The sequence below is a fragment of the Streptomyces achromogenes genome (assembly GCF_030816715.1).
Classification (GTDB): domain Bacteria; phylum Actinomycetota; class Actinomycetes; order Streptomycetales; family Streptomycetaceae; genus Streptomyces; species Streptomyces achromogenes_A.
Genome location: NZ_JAUSYH010000001.1, coordinates 4,222,527 through 4,238,209, shown reverse-complemented (window position 1 = coordinate 4,238,209; position 15,683 = coordinate 4,222,527). Strand labels below are relative to the sequence as shown.

The 15,683-nt window shown below is 72.9% G+C and carries 11 protein-coding genes, 1 tRNA gene, 1 pseudogene and 1 riboswitch; of the genes and pseudogenes, 7 read left to right on the top strand and 6 right to left on the bottom strand.

Annotated features, from left to right (window positions below; genetic code table 11):
- Window positions 1–7 precede the first annotated feature (7 nt).
- Window positions 8–829, top strand: coding sequence for a hypothetical protein (locus QF032_RS18890; RefSeq protein WP_373430355.1), 822 nt, complete (start codon window positions 8–10; stop codon window positions 827–829).
- Between the two features lie 190 nt (window positions 830–1,019).
- On the top strand, window positions 1,020–1,469 hold the full coding sequence (locus QF032_RS18885; protein ID WP_307056687.1) for an HIT family protein: 450 nt from the start codon (window positions 1,020–1,022) through the stop codon (window positions 1,467–1,469).
- Between the two features lie 192 nt (window positions 1,470–1,661).
- Here the strand turns inward: QF032_RS18885 and QF032_RS18880 are convergent, their stop codons facing one another.
- Both QF032_RS18880 and QF032_RS18875 read right to left on the bottom strand, forming a co-directional pair.
- Window positions 1,662–2,303, bottom strand: coding sequence for a GTP cyclohydrolase II (locus QF032_RS18880; RefSeq protein ID WP_307044188.1), 642 nt, complete (start codon window positions 2,301–2,303; stop codon window positions 1,662–1,664).
- A 213-nt stretch (window positions 2,304–2,516) separates the two neighbouring features.
- Window positions 2,517–3,071: a MarR family winged helix-turn-helix transcriptional regulator gene (locus QF032_RS18875; RefSeq protein ID WP_307044186.1), complete on the bottom strand. Its 555-nt coding sequence runs from the start codon at window positions 3,069–3,071 to the stop codon at window positions 2,517–2,519.
- Between the two features lie 70 nt (window positions 3,072–3,141).
- Here QF032_RS18875 and QF032_RS18870 point away from each other — a divergent pair, with 70 nt between their 5' ends.
- The 4 genes from QF032_RS18870 (at window position 3,142) to QF032_RS18855 (ending at window position 7,069) form a co-directional block, all read left to right on the top strand.
- A complete protein-coding gene (locus QF032_RS18870) occupies window positions 3,142–4,269 on the top strand; it encodes a dihydrofolate reductase family protein (RefSeq protein ID WP_307044184.1) in 1,128 nt (375 codons plus the stop codon).
- Window positions 4,270–4,364: 95 nt separating this feature from the next.
- Window positions 4,365–4,438, top strand: a tRNA-Met gene (locus QF032_RS18865).
- 315 nt (window positions 4,439–4,753) lie between these two features.
- Window positions 4,754–4,920: riboswitch (cyclic di-AMP (ydaO/yuaA leader) on the top strand.
- A gap of 9 nt (window positions 4,921–4,929) precedes the next feature.
- A complete protein-coding gene (locus QF032_RS18860; RefSeq protein WP_307056686.1) occupies window positions 4,930–5,964 on the top strand; it encodes a M23 family metallopeptidase in 1,035 nt (344 codons plus the stop codon).
- A 160-nt stretch (window positions 5,965–6,124) separates the two neighbouring features.
- On the top strand, window positions 6,125–7,069 hold the full coding sequence (locus QF032_RS18855) for an aldo/keto reductase (protein WP_307056684.1): 945 nt from the start codon (window positions 6,125–6,127) through the stop codon (window positions 7,067–7,069).
- 169 nt (window positions 7,070–7,238) lie between these two features.
- Here QF032_RS18855 and QF032_RS18850 read toward each other — a convergent pair whose 3' ends face one another.
- From QF032_RS18850 to QF032_RS18835, 4 genes are all read right to left on the bottom strand, one after another.
- A complete protein-coding gene (locus QF032_RS18850; RefSeq protein WP_373430481.1) occupies window positions 7,239–8,783 on the bottom strand; it encodes a PrsW family intramembrane metalloprotease in 1,545 nt (514 codons plus the stop codon).
- A 55-nt stretch (window positions 8,784–8,838) separates the two neighbouring features.
- A complete protein-coding gene (gene trmB / locus QF032_RS18845; protein WP_307044178.1) occupies window positions 8,839–9,684 on the bottom strand; it encodes a tRNA (guanosine(46)-N7)-methyltransferase TrmB in 846 nt (281 codons plus the stop codon).
- Between the two features lie 146 nt (window positions 9,685–9,830).
- The gene (gene lhgO, locus QF032_RS18840; RefSeq protein ID WP_307050171.1) at window positions 9,831–11,048 is read right to left on the bottom strand and encodes an L-2-hydroxyglutarate oxidase; all 1,218 of its coding nucleotides are present in this window, start codon (window positions 11,046–11,048) and stop codon (window positions 9,831–9,833) included.
- Between the two features lie 259 nt (window positions 11,049–11,307).
- Window positions 11,308–12,732, bottom strand: a complete 1,425-nt coding sequence (locus tag QF032_RS18835) for an MFS transporter (RefSeq protein ID WP_107443239.1) — start codon at window positions 12,730–12,732, stop codon at window positions 11,308–11,310.
- A 706-nt stretch (window positions 12,733–13,438) separates the two neighbouring features.
- On the opposite strand from QF032_RS18835, the pseudogene QF032_RS18830 reads away from it, so the two are divergent.
- Window positions 13,439–15,560 (top strand): annotated as a pseudogene (locus tag QF032_RS18830) (asparagine synthase-related protein).
- Window positions 15,561–15,683 lie beyond the last annotated feature (123 nt).

Genomic DNA, 15,683 nt, shown 5'->3' with positions numbered 1-15,683 from the left:
GACTCCGTTGAAGCTCAACATCCCCCAGTTTCCCCGCAGCAGCAGCCGGCAGTCGTCGGCGCCCTCGCACCGCCGTGGCATGGGCCGGCGTGCTCTGCTCGGCCGTGCCGCCGCCGTCACCGGCGCCGCCGCCGTCGCCGCCCTGCCCTTCTCCCGCTTCCTCTCCTCCGCACAGGCCGACCAGGACGGCACCATTCCGTCCCGCGTACGGGACGCCGTCAGCAGCGCCCGGGACCGTACCCGGCGCGTGCTGGCGGGTACGCGCTCCCACAACGGCTGGGAGATGGAGAACGTCGCCGACGACGGCGGCACCGTCTACACCCGCCCCGTGCCTGGCACCCCGCTCAAGGGTGTCGCCGTCCGCATGGGCGACGTGGAGACCGTACTCGTCCACCTGGTACGCCGGTTCCACTACGAGGTCGACCCCCTGCGCCAGGGTGACGTGACCGGCTGGCACGCCCCGTCAAAGGTCCGCAAGGGCCGCGCGGAGTCCAACCTGGCGTCCGGCACGGCCGTGCGCGTCCGGCCGGGTTTCTACCCGGTGGGCGTACGCGGCGGCTTCTTCCCGCAGCAGGAGGTCGTGATCCGCGACATCCTCGCCGAACTCGACGGCGTCGTCCGCTGGGGCGGCGACGACCGTACGCCCGACGAGGCGCTGTTCTCCATCGACGTACGGCCCGGCGACAAGCGGCTGGCCCGGGTCGCGGCGCGGATCCGCGACTGGCGGCTGGAGCCCGGAGCCGGGGCGGGCGCCCCGGTGAACGTGCTCTCCAGCAGCCGGCGCAAAGCCTCCAAAGCGCTGGCACGGCGCCAGAGCACTGCGGCGTAAGGGGCACGCTGCTGCCGGACTGCGTGCTGGAGCGGGGAGGGTGCGTCGTCCTCACCGAAGAGCCGTGGCGCGGGGAGAGGGGGGTAACCCCCTCTGACCTGCCGGGCGGCGCCCGGGCTCCCGTGTTCCCGCGGTGAGCCGGTGCGCAGGCCCGAGAGACGTCGCACAGACGGTTCTACGATCTCGGTTCATGACGAATTCCGACTGCTACACCTGCGGCAAGGAAGAAGAGTTCGACGACCTTCCACCACGCGAGTGCGTCGTGCACGACCAGCACTGGCGGGTGGCCCACGCCTTCAACACGGCGGTCCCCGGCTGGCTGGTGCTGCTGCCCCGCCGCCACGTCGCCGCTGTGCACGACCTCACCGACGCCGAGGCGTCCGCCCTGGGGATGTGGCAGGTCAGACTCTCCCAGGCGCTCCGGAGCATCACGGGTTGCACCAAGACCTACGTCGTCCAGTTCGCCGAAGCCGAAGGCTTCGCGCACGTGCACTTCCACATCGTCCCGCGCATGGCGGATCTGCCGCCGGAACACCGTGGGCCGGGCGTCTTCGAACTGCTCCGGCGGCCCGAGGAGGAATGGGTGACGCCCGACCGGGCCGACCAGGTAGCCCGTCTTCTCCGGGCTCGACTCCAGTGAAGGCCGCCTGCGTGCGTTGAGGTCGACCCGGCCGCCCGCGTCGTTCGTCAGGCGTCCGGTTCCCTCGTCCTGGCCGCCGACTCAGGGATCGACCTGGACGGGCACCTGATCGGCGCACAGGAGGTGGCCGCATGACGAAGCCGGCCTTCTCCTCGTCCGCCCGACCGCTGCCCTGGCCGTACCCCGAAGGCGTCAGACCGCGCTGAGGCCGGTGAGGGAGGCCAGCGGCAGCGTGTGCTGGGTCTGCAGGACCTTCGCGCGCAGGTAGCGGACGTTGTGCGGGGTGGTGAAGACGCCGGTCGGCACGCGGTCGTGGACGTCGATGCCCAGATCCCGCAACTGCTCTGCCTTGTCAGGGTTGTTGGACAGCAGGTCCAGGCTCGTGATGCCGAGAGCGCGCAGCATCTGGGCGGCCGACGTGTAGTCACGGTCGTCCTCGGGCAGGCCGAGCGCGGCGTTGGCCTCGTAGGTGTCGAGGCCCTGGTCCTGGAGGGCGTACGCGTCGAGCTTGTTGTAGAGGCCGATGCCGCGGCCCTCCTGGCGGAGGTAGAGCAGGACACCGCCCGTCGCCGCTATCCGTTCGACGGCCTCGCGCAGCTGGGGGCCGCAGTCGCAGCGGGCGGAGCCGAAGGCGTCGCCGGTCAGGCACTCGGAGTGCAGCCGGACCAGCGGGACCGAGCCCGGGGCGGGCTCGCCGAGGACGACGGCGACGTGCTCCTGGCCGTCGACGAGGCCGTGGAAGGTGACCAGTTCGGCGTCGACGCAGTAGCCGTCGTGGAAGCGGAGCGGTACCCGGACGCGGGCGCGCTGGGTGGCGGCGGGGGTGTCGGGCATGCGGGTCTCCCGGGTCCGGAGGGCGGTGGGCCGGGCGTCGCCGGGGCGTGAGCCGGGTGCTGCCTGACCGCTGTCTACGCTGTCTGCTTCAGATTTGAAGCAGTTCCAGCGAAACGAGACCCTACCCATGCTTTAAAGTTGAAGCAACTGCTTTGTGGCCCGCCTCACCCGACACGCCCTCACCGCCTCACCCCCCTCATCCGGGTCGGCGGCTCACTCCGTCCTGGAGTCGGTCCCGGAGCCGGAACCGGAGCAGGGCGACGAGCGCCTGCGCCACGGCAGGTCCTCGGGGGAGGTGGAGGCCTCGCCGCCGCCCTCGCTCTGGAAGCCTGCCGCGACCTGGGTGAAGATCTCCTCCAACTGCCCCACCTGCTCGGGCGTGAGCCGGTCGAAGAGGGTGGCGCGGACCGTTTCGACATGGCCGGGCGCTACGTCCTCCAGCACCGCCAGGCCCTCGTCCGTCAGGACGGCGACGCTGCCGCGCTTGTCCCAGCGGCACTCCTCGCGCCGCGTCAGGCCGTCCTTCTCGAGGCGGGTCACCGCGTAGGTCAGCCGGCTGCGCGTGATCTTCAGGCGCTCGGCGAGATCGGTCATCCGCAGCCGCCGCTCCGGACTCTCGGACAGGTTGGCGAGGATGGAGTAGTACAGGTGGGGCATGCCGGCCTCCTGCTGGAGGTGCCGGTCGATGGCGTCCTCGAGGAGGAGGTAGCCGGCCATGTACGCGCGCCAGGCGCGCTGCTCCTCGGGGGTGAGCCAGCGGGTCGTCATGACCCCAGTGTAGTTTTGTTTCAAACTTGAACCAAGATCGCCGTCGGAAGACCAGCCCGGGAGCACGTCGATGCCGTACCCGTACGTCCTGCTGTCCGCCGCCGTCTCCCTCGACGGCTTCCTGGACGACACCACGCCCGAACGCCTGCTGCTCTCCAGCCCCGCCGACTTCGACCGCGTCGACGCGGTACGGGCCTCCGTGGACGCCATCCTCATCGGCGCCGGCACCATCCGCGCCGACAACCCCCGCCTCCTGGTGAACTCCCCCGAGCGCCGCGCCGCCCGGGTCGCCGCCGGCCGGCCGGCCTACCCGCTCAAGGTCACCGTCAGCGGCTCCGGCGACCTCGACCCGGCGGCGAACTTCTGGCACACGGGCGGCGAGAAGGCCGTCTACACGACCGAGAAGGGCGCCGAACGGGCCCGCGCGCTCGGCATCGCCGCGGACGTCGTCCCGCTCGGCCCCGAGCTGGACTGGCGCCGCCTCCTCACGCACCTCCACGACGAGCTCGGCGTCCGGCGCCTGATGGTCGAGGGCGGCGGAACCGTCCACACCCAGCTGCTCCAGCAGGGGCTCGCCGACGAACTCCAGCTCGTCCTCGCCCCGCTGTTCGTGGGCGACCCCGACGCGCCCCGCCTCTTCGGGCCGGGCGCCTACCAGGGCGGACGGCTGCGGCTGGTGGAGACGCGGCGCATCGAGGACGTCGTCCTGCACCGCTACGAGCCCACCGCCCCCGGCGCCGGACCGCTCGCCGCCGCGGCCGACCGGCACTGGCTGGCCCTCGCCTGCGAGCTGGCCGCCCAGTGCCCGCCCTCGGACACGGCGTTCAGCGTCGGCGCGGTCGTCGTGGCCGCCGACGGGACGGAACTGGCCCGCGGGCACTCCCGCGAGGCCGGCGACCCGGTCGTGCACGCCGAGGAGGCGGCGCTCGCCAAGCTCGACCCCGCCGACCCCCGGCTGGCCGCCGCCACCGTCTACAGCAGCCTCGAGCCCTGCGCCCGCCGCTCCTCCCGTCCCGCGCCGTGCGCCCGGCTCATCCTGGACGCCGGCGTGCGCCGGGTCGTCACGGCGTGGCGCGAGCCGGACACCTTCGTGACGGCGGCGGACGGGACCGGCCTGCTGGCCGCCGCGGGCGTCGACGTCCTCGTGCTGCCGGAGTACGAGGAGCGGGCGAAGGCCCCAAACCGGCACCTGGTGTGAGGCCGCGGCCGGGGCCCGGGCCGGGGTCGTGGCGGGGGCGCGACAAAGCCTGGTGCTGGGCGTCCCCCGGATGACGTACACTGGAGTCACAACGACGCGGGGTGGAGCAGCTCGGTAGCTCGCTGGGCTCATAACCCAGAGGTCGCAGGTTCAAATCCTGTCCCCGCTACTGAAGGCCGAGGGCCGGAATCCGAAAGGGTTCCGGCCCTCGGTGCGTTCGCCCCCGGTGGCGCGCCCCACCCCTTCGTGACGCTTCGTGACCGTGTGGACGCCCTGTGCGCCGGGTCTGGGCCGCCGTGTCTACGCGTGTGACGGGTGAGGCACCCTGAACGAGGGTCAACTCGCCCGTTTTTCACCGCTGCTGGCCAGAAAGTCCAGGCCAGAAATGTTGTTGATCAAGCAGAACGGCTTGGAAACGCACCCCCGGGTCTATTAACGTTCGATAACACAGCGCGGCCGTCCCAGCCGGCACAAGAGCCGGCTCCGTGCGCACGCGCCGAATCCCGCAAGGGAACCGGGGAACCACCACCTTGGGGTGAATCACGCGGAAGCCTCCGTGAACTCGCAGAGTCCACGGCCGGTATACGCGCGTAGGAGACCTTCCGACTCCGAACCCGTCAGCTAACCCGGTAGGCGACGGAAGGAAAGGAGTGCGCCCGCGTGGCGTCCAACCCGCCTGCCCCCGAGGCCCCGTACGCGCCGGCCCAGCCCTCCACCGAGACCTTCGGCTACGGCGGTTACCGCACCGACGAGGGCCCCTGGGAGGAGTGGAATCCCACCGCGGAGTCCATTCGCCCGGTACGCGGCAAGCACCGCGTCGCCAAGCAGCGCGGCGGCGGATTCGCCCGCAGCTCCACCGTTCTCGGCGTCGGCGTCATCGCCGCCGTCAGCGCGGGCGGGATGGCCAGCGCCAACACCGGCAAGGCCCCGGTCTCCATCTCCATGCCGGACCTGCCGGGCGTGGGCTCGCTGATCTCCGAGGACGAGCCCGCCCCGGAAGCCGCGCCCGCCCTGGCGAGCTTCGGCTCCGAGGCCGCCGTCGACACCGACACCGACGCAGACCAGAGCGTCGCCGACGCCGGCGAGGCCCTGCGCAGCCGGATCATGGCCCAGGCCGAGTCGCAGAAGACCCAGGTCGAGGTCAAGGCCGCCGCCGCGGCTGCCAAGGCGAAGGCCGACGCCGTCGTCAAGGCGGAGAAGGAGGCGGAGGCCAAGGCCGCCGCCGCGAAGAAGAAGGCCGCCGAGGAAGCCGCCGCCAAGGTCGAGGCCGCGCGCCTGGCCGAGCTGGCCAAGCAGTACACGCTGCCGACCTCCTCGTACACCATCACCTCGACGTTCGGCCAGGCCGGCTCCCTGTGGTCCTCCGGCTACCACACCGGACTCGACTTCGCCGCGCCCACCGGCACGCTCATCAAGGCCGTCCACACCGGCACCATCACCGAGGCGGGCTGGGCCGGCGCCTACGGCTACCGCACCATCCTCACCCTGGACGACGGCACCGAAATCTGGTTCTGCCACCAGTCGTCGATCAGCGTCAGCGTCGGCCAGAAGGTCGCCACCGGTGACGTGATCGGCCGCGTGGGCGCCACCGGCAACGTCACAGGGGCGCACCTCCACCTCGAGGTCCACGCGAACGGCAGCGCCGACGGCATCGACCCGGCGGCCTGGCTGCGCAGCAAGGGCCTCAACCCCTGAGCCGTCCCTCGAGGAGGCCTGAGCCGTCCCTCGAGGAGCTCTGAGGACCATCGAGCAACGGCAGCCCTGACGGCCACCCCCGACGTCAGGGCTGCCGCTTGTTCACACGTTCTTCGTGTCCGCGCGGAATGGCGTGCCCGCCGCGCCCGTTGGTCGAAGCATGACTTCTCTGCGCACCCTCGGCTCCTCCGACCTCGAGGTCTTCCCGCTCGCCCTCGGCGGCAACGTCTTCGGCTGGACCGCGGACGAGGCCGCCTCCTTCGCGGTCCTCGACGCCTACACCGCCGCCGGCGGCAACTTCGTCGACACCGCCGACTCCTACTCCGCGTGGGTCGAGGGCAACAGCGGCGGCGAGTCCGAGACCGTCATCGGCAGGTGGCTGAAGGCCCGCGGCAACCGCGACGACGTCGTGATCGCCACCAAGGTCAGCCAGCACCCCGACTTCCCCGGTCTGTCCGCCGACAACATCAAGGCCGCCGCCGACGCCTCCCTGCGCCGCCTCGGCACCGACCACATCGACCTCTACTACACGCACTTCGACAAGACCGAGGTGCCCGTCGAGGAGATCGTCGGCGCGCTCGACGAGCTGGTGCAGGCGGGCAAGGTGCGGCACATCGCCGCCTCCAACATCTCGCCCGAACGCCTCCAGGAGTCCCTGGAGTTCTCCGACCGTGAAGGCCTCGCCCGGTACGTCGCCCTCCAGCCGCACTACAACCTGGTGTCCCGCGACACCTACGAGGGCGGCCTCCAGGACCTCGCCGCCCGCTTCGGCCTCGCCGCCGTCCCGTACTTCGCGCTGGCCTCCGGCTTCCTCACCGGCAAGTACCGGCCCGGCACGACGGTCGAGAGCGCCCGCGCCGGCGGCGCCGCCAAGCACCTCGACACGGCGCGGGGCCGCAGCGTCCTCGCCGCGCTGGACGAGATCGCCCGCGCCCACGACGCCCAGGTCGCCACGGTCGCCCTCGCGTGGCTCGCCGCGCAGCCGACGGTGGCCGCTCCGATCGCCTCCGCCCGCACGGTCGAGCAGCTCCCGGCCCTGCTGGCGGTGGCCGACCTGGAACTGACGGAGGCGGAGGTCACCCGCCTGACCCAGGCGTCGGCGTGACCTGACCGACGTGGCCGGGCCGGCGGCGTGACCTACCGACGTGGCCGGGCCGGCGGCCTGACCTGGCGACGCGTCCGGGCTTTCGCCCTGACCGTCTCGATGCGTCCGGGCCGTCGGCCTGACCGGCTCGACGCATGCGGCCTTGCGGCCCGCGTGGTGCGCCGCCCGGTTACTGGTGGGGGTCGGCCGAGGGGTGGGGGCCGGGCGGATATCCGTATCCGGGCAGGTGGCCGGGCTCGTACGCGTACGCGTACCCGTACCCGTACCCGGGCGTGTGGCCGTTCCTGTGGCCGTGTCCGGGGGCGTGCGGCCGGCCGCCGTATGTCGGGCTCGGGCCGTAGGCCGGGCTCAAGCCGTACGCCGGCCCCTGCCCGTATCCCTGGCCCGGGCCGTACGCCTGACCCTGGGGGCCGTACGTCTGGCCCTGGCCGTACCCGTACGCCCCGTACGCCGGCCAGGGGGGCGGGGGCATCCGGACCGGAGGGGCCGTCATGCGGGCCGCGTGGTCCAGGGCGGGGCGGGCGACGTCCTTCCGCCGCCACAGCTCGTTCAGCAACTCGCCTTCGCGGACCAGGAAATCGGCGCCGGCCCGCCCCTGCCGGCCGCGGTGGCGCAGGAAGGCGAGGGATGTCGCGTACGCCTCGTACTGCGCCACCACACGGGCCGCGGGCCTGCCGAGGTGACGCCCGGCGTGCACCCGGGCCAGCCGCCGGGCCCGCATCGAGCCGAGCGCGAACGGCTCGGCCGGGGTGATCCAGCCGGCGGCCGCGTAGGCGGGCAGTTCCTCGCGCACCGTGCGCAACTCGCGCTGGCGCGTCCACACCACCAGCCAGGTCAGCAGCCCGAACGCGGGCACCATGATCGCCGCGTACACCGCGAGGAACCCGAGCTCGCCGAACGACGAGGAGCCGTTCCACAGGGCGTGCATGCCCATCGCGAGGAGCAACCCGGACAGCGGAAGCAGCACGCGCCGCGTGTGCTGACGCTCCCCGGAGAGCGCGGCGACGCCGAAGCCGATGCCGGTCAGGACGGTGAACAGGGGGTGCGCGAACGGCGACATGACGACGCGCACGAAGAAGGTCGCGGCGGTGACGGAGGCGATGCCGCTGTCGCCCGTGAGCTGGTCGGTGCCGAAGGCGGTGCCGAGGTAGAGGATGTTCTCGGTGAAGGCGAAGCCGGTGGCGGTGATGCCGGCTATGACCACGCCGTCGACGATCCCGGTGAAGTCCCGCCTGCGGAAGAGGAAGACGAGCAGGACGGCCGCGGCCTTGGCGGACTCCTCGACGACCGGCGCTATGACGGTCGCGCCCAGGGTGTCCGCGCCGGACGGGTCCGCGGTCGCGGTGGCTATCCATCTGGTCGCGAAACTGTTGGCGATGATGGCTATGAGCGCCGCCGCGCACGCGCCCCAGGCGAAGGCGAAGAGCAGGTTGCGCCACGGGCCGGGTTCGACCCGGTCGAGCCACCCGAAGGCGGCGACGAGCAGCGGCACGGGCAGCACGGCGAGCCCCAGCCCCACGAGGAGACCCTCGGTGCCGGTCTGTTCGCGGACCAGGGCGAGGATGACCAGCCCGGACAGGGCGAGCAGGGTGATCAGTGCGCCGTACCGGACCCACCTGTGCTGCCACCAGTGAGCGTGCCGGAGCACACCGCCCTCGGGCCCGCCGCCGGGGTGCGGCGGCTGGGGCGGACTGGGCGGGAACGGGGAACTGATGGCCACGGCATCGACCCTAACGAGGGAGAGGACTGTGGTGGAGGGAATTGTTCGGTCAGTGATCCCCGGGCTGGACGCGATGCTGTACGCGCCGGAACAGCAGATCGTTCACCACGTGACCCTTGTCCAGCCCCTGGCCCTCGAAACGGGTCAGCGGCCGGAAGCCGGGCCGGGGCGCGAAGCCGCCGTCGGCCCGGGTGTTCTCGAATTCGGGGTGCGCGGTCAGCACCTCGAGCATCTGCTCCGCGTACGGCTCCCAGTCGGTCGCGCAGTGCACGAGCGCGCCCGGCTTCAGCCGTGTCGCGGCCAGGTCGAGGAACTCCGGCTGGATCAGCCGCCGCTTGTGGTGGCGCTTCTTGGGCCAGGGGTCGGGGAAGTAGACGCGCAGCCCGTCGAGCGAGTCCGCCGGCAGCATCTCGCGCAGCAGGATGATCGCGTCGCCGTTGGCGACCCGGACGTTGGTCAGCGCGTTGCGGTCGGCGAGGCTGAGCAGGTTGCCCTGACCGGGCGTGTGCACGTCCACCGCGAGGATGTCGGTGCCGGGGTCGGCCGCGGCCATCTGCGCGGTCGCCTCGCCCATGCCGAAACCGATCTCCAGTACGACGGGACGGCCTCCTGCGCCGAACAGTTCGGCGAGGTCCACCGGATGTCCGTCGATGTCCAGCCCCCACTTGGCCCACAGCCGCTGCAGCGCGTCCGCCTGCCCGGCCGTCACCCGGCTGCGCCGGGGCTGGAAGCTGCGGATCCGCCGCTCGAAGTGGGAACCGGCGGGATCGGCCCGCGGTCCGTCGGGGAACCGCGGCTCCCCCTTGGCGCGGGTATGCCGAACAGCGTCCCCCGGGTGGTGCTCACCACTCGGGGAGGACGGGGGGACATCGGGAACGCTCACGGAATCAGACACAGTGCGGTCGATTTTACGGGGCCCGCGCGAGCGCCCGGGGTCCCCGTGATCCACCCCGCTCCTCACGGGCGGCCCGCCGGTTTGCGGACCGGTCGCTCCTGACCGGGATCAGCCGCCCGCCGCGTTCCGCGCGAGGGGCGGCTCCCTCACGCGTCGGCCAGGGCGCCCAAGGCTCTGCGGGCCACCTCGCGGCCGATCGGCAGGGAGGCCGTCGCCGCAGGTGAGGGGGCGTTCAGGACGTGGACCGTCCGCGGGCCCTCCCGGATCAGGAAGTCGTCCACCAGACCGCCGTCCCGCAGGACCGCCTGCGCACGGACGCCGGCCGCCGTCGGCACCAGGTCGGTCTCCTCCACCGCCGGAAGCATTCTGCGCACGGCGTCCACGAAGGCGCCCTTCGAGACCGACCGCCGCAGCTCGCCGAGGCCGTACCGCCAGTGCCGGCGGCCCATCCGCCACACGCCGGGCCACGCCGCCGTCGCCGCCGCCTCCCGGGGATTCACGACGCCCCAGCCATATCCCTCCCGGGCCAGCGCCGGCACCGCGTTGGGCCCGACGTGCACACCCCCGTCGATGCCCCTGGTCAGATGCACGCCGAGGAAGGGGAAGGCCGGATCGGGCACGGGATAGACCAGCCCGCGCACCAGCTCCGGCCGCGCCAGCTCGTAGTACTCGCCCCGGAACGGGACGATCCGCACCTCCGGCTCGTCGCCGGCCAGCCGGGCGATCTCGTCGCAGTACAGCCCGGCGCAGTTCACCAGCACCCGCGCCCGTACGACGTCACCGCGGGCGGTGAGCACGGCCACCCCGCGCTCCGGCCGCCGGTCGATCCGCACCACGCGCGCGCCGTACCGGATCTCCGCCCCGGACGCCTCGCCCAGGTGCTGGGCGACGGCCGTGTAGTCGCAGACGCCGGTCGTCCCCACGTGTATGGCGGCGAGCCCCCGCACCTCTGGCTCGTACTCCGCGATCTGGGCGGCGCCCAGTTCCCGCACGGTGATGCCGTTCTCCCGGCCGCGCTGGACGAGCCCGTGCAACCGGGGCAGCTCGGACCGCTCGGTGGCGACGATCAGCTTGCCGGTGACGGCGTGGGCGATGCCGTACTCCGCGCAGAACTTCGTCATCTCGGCGGCGCCGCGCACCGCGTACCGCGCCTTCAGGGTGCCCGGCCGGTAGTAGATCCCGCTGTGGATGACCCCGCTGTTGCGGCCGGTCTGGTGGCGGGCCACCCCCGGCTCCTTCTCCAGCACGGTGACCCGCGTGCCCGGCGCGGCCCGCGTGATCGCATACGCCGTGGCCAGCCCCACGATGCCGCCGCCGACCACGAGCACGTCACAGTCGTAAGCGATCTTCGGCACGTGCACCACCTCCCGGCTTCGATAGTGCACTGCGCCACTGACAATCTCTTCAAACCCGACGCGGGCCGGCACTCCTCGGCAGATCGAGAACCGGCACGGCCGGCCCTACGCGCCCACGACCTTAAAGCATATGAAAGTAGATGGAAGTGGAGGGAAGTGGAGGGAAGTGGAGGGAAGTGATGGAATCAGGTGAAAGAGGAACTGAGGGGTGGTGGCTCAGGCGACGGCCAGGCGTGGCCGACCGGGACCCCCGCTCCGCGCGAAGCGCTCACGCGGGGGTCATGAGTAACGGCCGCGCCCTCTCCCGCAGCTCCACCACCCGCGGCTCGTCGCCGTAGGGCTCCAGCCGGTGCAGCAGGTCCTTGACGTATTCCGTGGTCCGGGCGGACGAGATCCGGCCGGCCACCTCCACCGCCCGCACGCCCTGCTCGCAGGCCGCGTCGAGATTGCCCGACTCCAGTTCGGCGACCGCCGAGACGACGAGCCGCAGTCCGTGCGAGCGCACGAACTCCTCCGTCGGCTGCGAGAGCGCCTGCTCGGTGAATCGGCGCACCTGGCGCGGTGCCTTCAGGTCGCGGTAGCACTCGGCGGCGTCGGCGGCGAACCGGTCGTAGGAATAGAAACCCAGCCAGGACGGATCGTGGTCGCCGTCGCGGGACCGCTCCAGCCAGCCCTCGGACGCCTTCAGCGCCGCGCCTGCGGCATGCGCGTCCCCCGCCCGTGCGTGTGCGCGCGCCTCCACCAGCCGGAAGAAGCTCATGGTGCGGGCCGTGGCCAGCCCCCGGTTGCGCTCCAGAGCCGCCTGCGCGAGGTCGACGCCCTCGTCGCCGAAACCGCGGTAGGTCGCCTGGAGGGACATGGAGGCCAGGACGTAACCCCCGAGGGGCACGTCGGCCGCAGCTCGGGCCAGCCGCAGCGCCTGGATGTAGTACCGCTGCGCGGCCTCCTGCTGGCCGGTGTCGAAGGCCATCCAGCCCGCCAGCCGGGTCAGTTCGGCGCTCGCGCCGAACAGCGCCCGGCCGACCTCGTCGGAGTACGAGCCCAGCAGCAGCGGCGCCGCCTCCACCCGCAGGCACTCCGGGACCATCGACGAACGCCAGTCGCCGCCGCCGTACTTGGAGTCCCAGCGTCTGGCGTCCTCGGCGGCCTCCCGCAGCTTCTGCACGTCGCTGTGGCCGACTTTGAGCGGTGCGCCGGACCCTTCCAACAGGTGTACGTCGCGGGCGACCGAACTGTCGGCCGGGGTTATCAGCCAGCGTGAGGCGGGCGTTGCGTACGCGCTTACTGCGAACGATCCGGCCAGCGACTGCCAGATGCCTCCCGAGCCGGCCCGGCGGCCCGCGAGATCGAGGCGGTAGAGGTCGGTGGCCGAGCGCACGGCCTGGCCGACGTCCCTGGGGAAGGCGAGGCCCACCTCGGGAGCGGGATCCGCGTCCGCCAGGCCGATCTCGTGGAGGGGCACCGGACGGCCGAGCTTCTGACCGATGGCGGCCGCGATGAGGTGGGGCGCGGCACCTTGCGGCACCATGCCCTTCGACACCCAGCGCGCCACGGACGTCTTGTCGTAGCGAAGAGTCAACCCGCGTTGAGCGCCGAGGTCGTTGACGCGTCGCGCGAGTCCTGCGTTGCTGATTCCCGCGAGGGCGAGAACGGCGCCGAGTTTTTCGTTCGGCCCGCGTTGCTCCCTGGACATTGCGCCACCCCTCGACACAGACGGCTGCCGCGCTGGCATAACCATGCGGCATTCGTAAACCCAGCGTAGTTCGCCGCATCCCAAGCGTTAAGGGGCATTCTTCCGGTTGGCGGGATTGTGGTCCGTACGGAAGTGCGGGGGCAGGTACGGACCGTCGCGGCGTGCTCCCGCCCGTGTGGCCGTGCGCCCGGCCGTGCGCTCTTCTCCGGCCATCGGGGGAGCGGTTCCATGGGTCGTGCGTGGGTCGGCCCGCTGTACTGGATCCAGTGGGCTGGGGGACACCGCCGCCTACATCCCCGCGGGTGGCGGAAGCGGCCCGGGAGGCGCCTTCCGTCTCCCGGGCCGGCGCGGCCTCGCAAGGGCACGCGCGTGCACGGAGCGTTGCGTGAGCCTGCGCGGAACGCCTTCAACGCCGGGCGCGGCCGTGGGATTTGGCCGAAAATCGACCCCGTGTTCCGTGCGGGACAACGCCTCTCACCACGGAAATCGAGGGCGCGCGGGGCGTTTTGGGGGAGCGTACCGGGGGCGCATTCACGTCGCAGACACCGGGGTGCACACCACCGCACCCGTCGGCGCCGACGTCTTCACACAGGCGCATTCCACCGATCGCGAGCGGCGTCGCCCCCGTCCGCGACGCGTTCTTCGTGGCAGCATGGTGAACCGTTCTTGCGGTGCACTCGGTTGTCCACAGCCTGTGGAGGCGTCGATGCGGTGGTTGGTGGGATGGAGCAGCACCGCCGCGGGCATGTCGGGCGGGTCCGTCGGCTACGACGGCCGGCGCGACGCCGACGCGGCGTACGGGGGTCAAGTCGGCTACGAGGGCGAGACGTTGCAGCCGGTCGGCTCCCATCTCCTGTGGGGTGACCCCGATCCGCTGTGGGCGGTCGGAGACTGGCGCCCCGACGAGGTGCGGGTGGTGTCGGCCGACGCGCAGAACCGGATCGCGGTGCTCGGCACGTGCGGTGCGACCGACGAGCAGTTGCGCGTCGGGCTGTCCGCCGCGCGCGGAGGGGCACTTCGGCATCTGACGGCCTGGCCGGGCAGCTACACGGCGATCGTGCGGGTCGGCCGGCGCCTCACCGTCTGCGGCGATCTGGCGGGCGTACGCCCGGTGTTCCACACCCCGTGGGAGGGCGGCACCGCGTACGCCACGGCCGCGCTGCCGCTGGCCGACCTCATCGAGGCCAACCTCGACTTCGGCCACCTGGCGGCCCTGCTCGCCGCTCCCGACGTGCCGGCGGCCCTGCACGACTCCACTCCGTACGACGGCGTGCGACGTGTGCCGCCGGGGCACGCGCTGATCCTGCGCGCCGGGGCGCGCGAGATCGTCGGGTATGAGCCGGTGGCCTCGCTCGCCGTGGCGGCACCGCCGGCCGACCCCGACAGCGCGGTCGACGCCGTGCGCGACGCGCTCGTCGAAGCGGTGCGCGCGCGTCTGTCCGCACCCCGGCACGTTCCCGACATCGACCCCGGTCCGGTGCCCGGCATGGGCCCCGCCGAACGGCGTGCCGCGCGCGGGATGCCGATGCCCGGCATCGGCGCCGATCTCTCCGGCGGACCGGCCTCCGGCACGCTGGCACTCCTCGCGGCGGGCCTGCCGGGCATGCCGGGCACGCTGCTCGGTCACGGCACCGGCGCGGGCGAGCGGCTGCTGGCCGTCACCTTCAACGACCTGGCCGTCGGCGGGGGCGAGGACGAACTGCAGCGGGCCGGCGCCCTCGCGGCAAGCCCACGCCTGCACCACGTCGTCGCGGCGGGCGCCGAGGAGACCCTGCCGTACGCCGACATGGACGGCCCTCTGACCGACGAACCCGGCCCGAGCCTGGTCACGGTCGCCCGGCACCGCGCACGGCTCGCGGCGGGCAGCGCGGACCACTTCACGGGCTACGGCGCCCGCCAGGTCCTGGACGCCCACCCGGCCCGCCTGGCCGACCTGTTGATGGACCGCAAACGCCGGCACCTCGTGCGGCCCGTGGCCGCGCTCACCAAGGCCGACGGCTCCGTGCTCGTCCCCGCGCGCGTGTACGGCGCGGCCCGCCGGCTGGCCCGTACGCCGTACCGCGCGGGCGTGGAGGGTCTCGCCGAACGGCTGCTGCACCGCAGATTCGGCTCCGACGACTCCGGAGGCGCGCTCGGAGCGTCCCTGGCGGCCCTGACGTGGGGCGGAGCAGGCCCCGCCGCACGCTGGCTGACAGGCGAGGCGCTCGCTGAAGTATCGGTTCGCCTGCAGAGTGCCGCGCACCGCACCGGCGTGGGACCCGGTCAGCGTCCGGGCGACTACCGCGCGCGTGCCGCCCTCACCCGGCACTCCATGGACCTGCGGGTGCTGGAACAGGCCGCGGAGATCCGCTCCCAGCGACTGCACGCGCCGTTCCTCGACAACCAGGTCGTGCGGGCATGCCGGGCGCTCCCCGAGACCCTGCGCGTGCAACCCGGGGCGCGCGCCGCGATCCTGCGCACCGTCCTCAAGGGCGCGGGCGGTCACCGACCTGCCGCCCGGCTGGGGCGCCCCGTCGCAGGCGTCCGCGTCCGCCGCCGCCCGGGCGGGCCTGCGCATGGCCATCGACCCGCTCCTCGGCCTCTTCGAGGCCCCCCTGCTCGCGGAAGCGGGGCTGATCGAGGCCCGGGTGGTCCGCAGGGCCCTGCGCGCGGCGGCGGCGGGCGAGCTCCTCCCCCTGGACGGCCTCGCCGACCTGATCTCCCTGGAGATCTGGCTCCGCCGCCTGCTCTCCCGCCGGGGCACCTGCTGGACCGGCACCCCGGCACGCGCGCGTGCGGTGCCCGCGGGCATCGCTCCCCAGAGACGCGCGGTCTCCTCCGGGGGGTGACGGGCCGGTCTCCTCCGGGCCGGTCTCCTCCGGGGCGGGCGGCCTCCCGGGGCGGGTGCTCTCCCTCGGGTAGGTGGAGGGCGGTCTCCTGCGATCAGGGACGGGCCGGTCTCCTCCGGAGGC

Excerpts from the sequence above, each read along its gene's own strand:
- QF032_RS18885 (WP_307056687.1), top strand. The coding sequence starts at position 1,020 with ATGACGAATTCCGACTGCTACACCTGCGGCAAGGAAGAAGAGTTCGAC.
- QF032_RS18880 (WP_307044188.1), bottom strand. The coding sequence starts at position 2,303 with ATGCCCGACACCCCCGCCGCCACCCAGCGCGCCCGCGTCCGGGTACCG.
- QF032_RS18875 (WP_307044186.1), bottom strand. The coding sequence starts at position 3,071 with ATGACGACCCGCTGGCTCACCCCCGAGGAGCAGCGCGCCTGGCGCGCG.
- QF032_RS18870 (WP_307044184.1), top strand. The coding sequence starts at position 3,142 with ATGCCGTACCCGTACGTCCTGCTGTCCGCCGCCGTCTCCCTCGACGGC.
- QF032_RS18855 (WP_307056684.1), top strand. The coding sequence starts at position 6,125 with ATGACTTCTCTGCGCACCCTCGGCTCCTCCGACCTCGAGGTCTTCCCG.
- QF032_RS18835 (WP_107443239.1), bottom strand. The coding sequence starts at position 12,732 with ATGTCCAGGGAGCAACGCGGGCCGAACGAAAAACTCGGCGCCGTTCTC.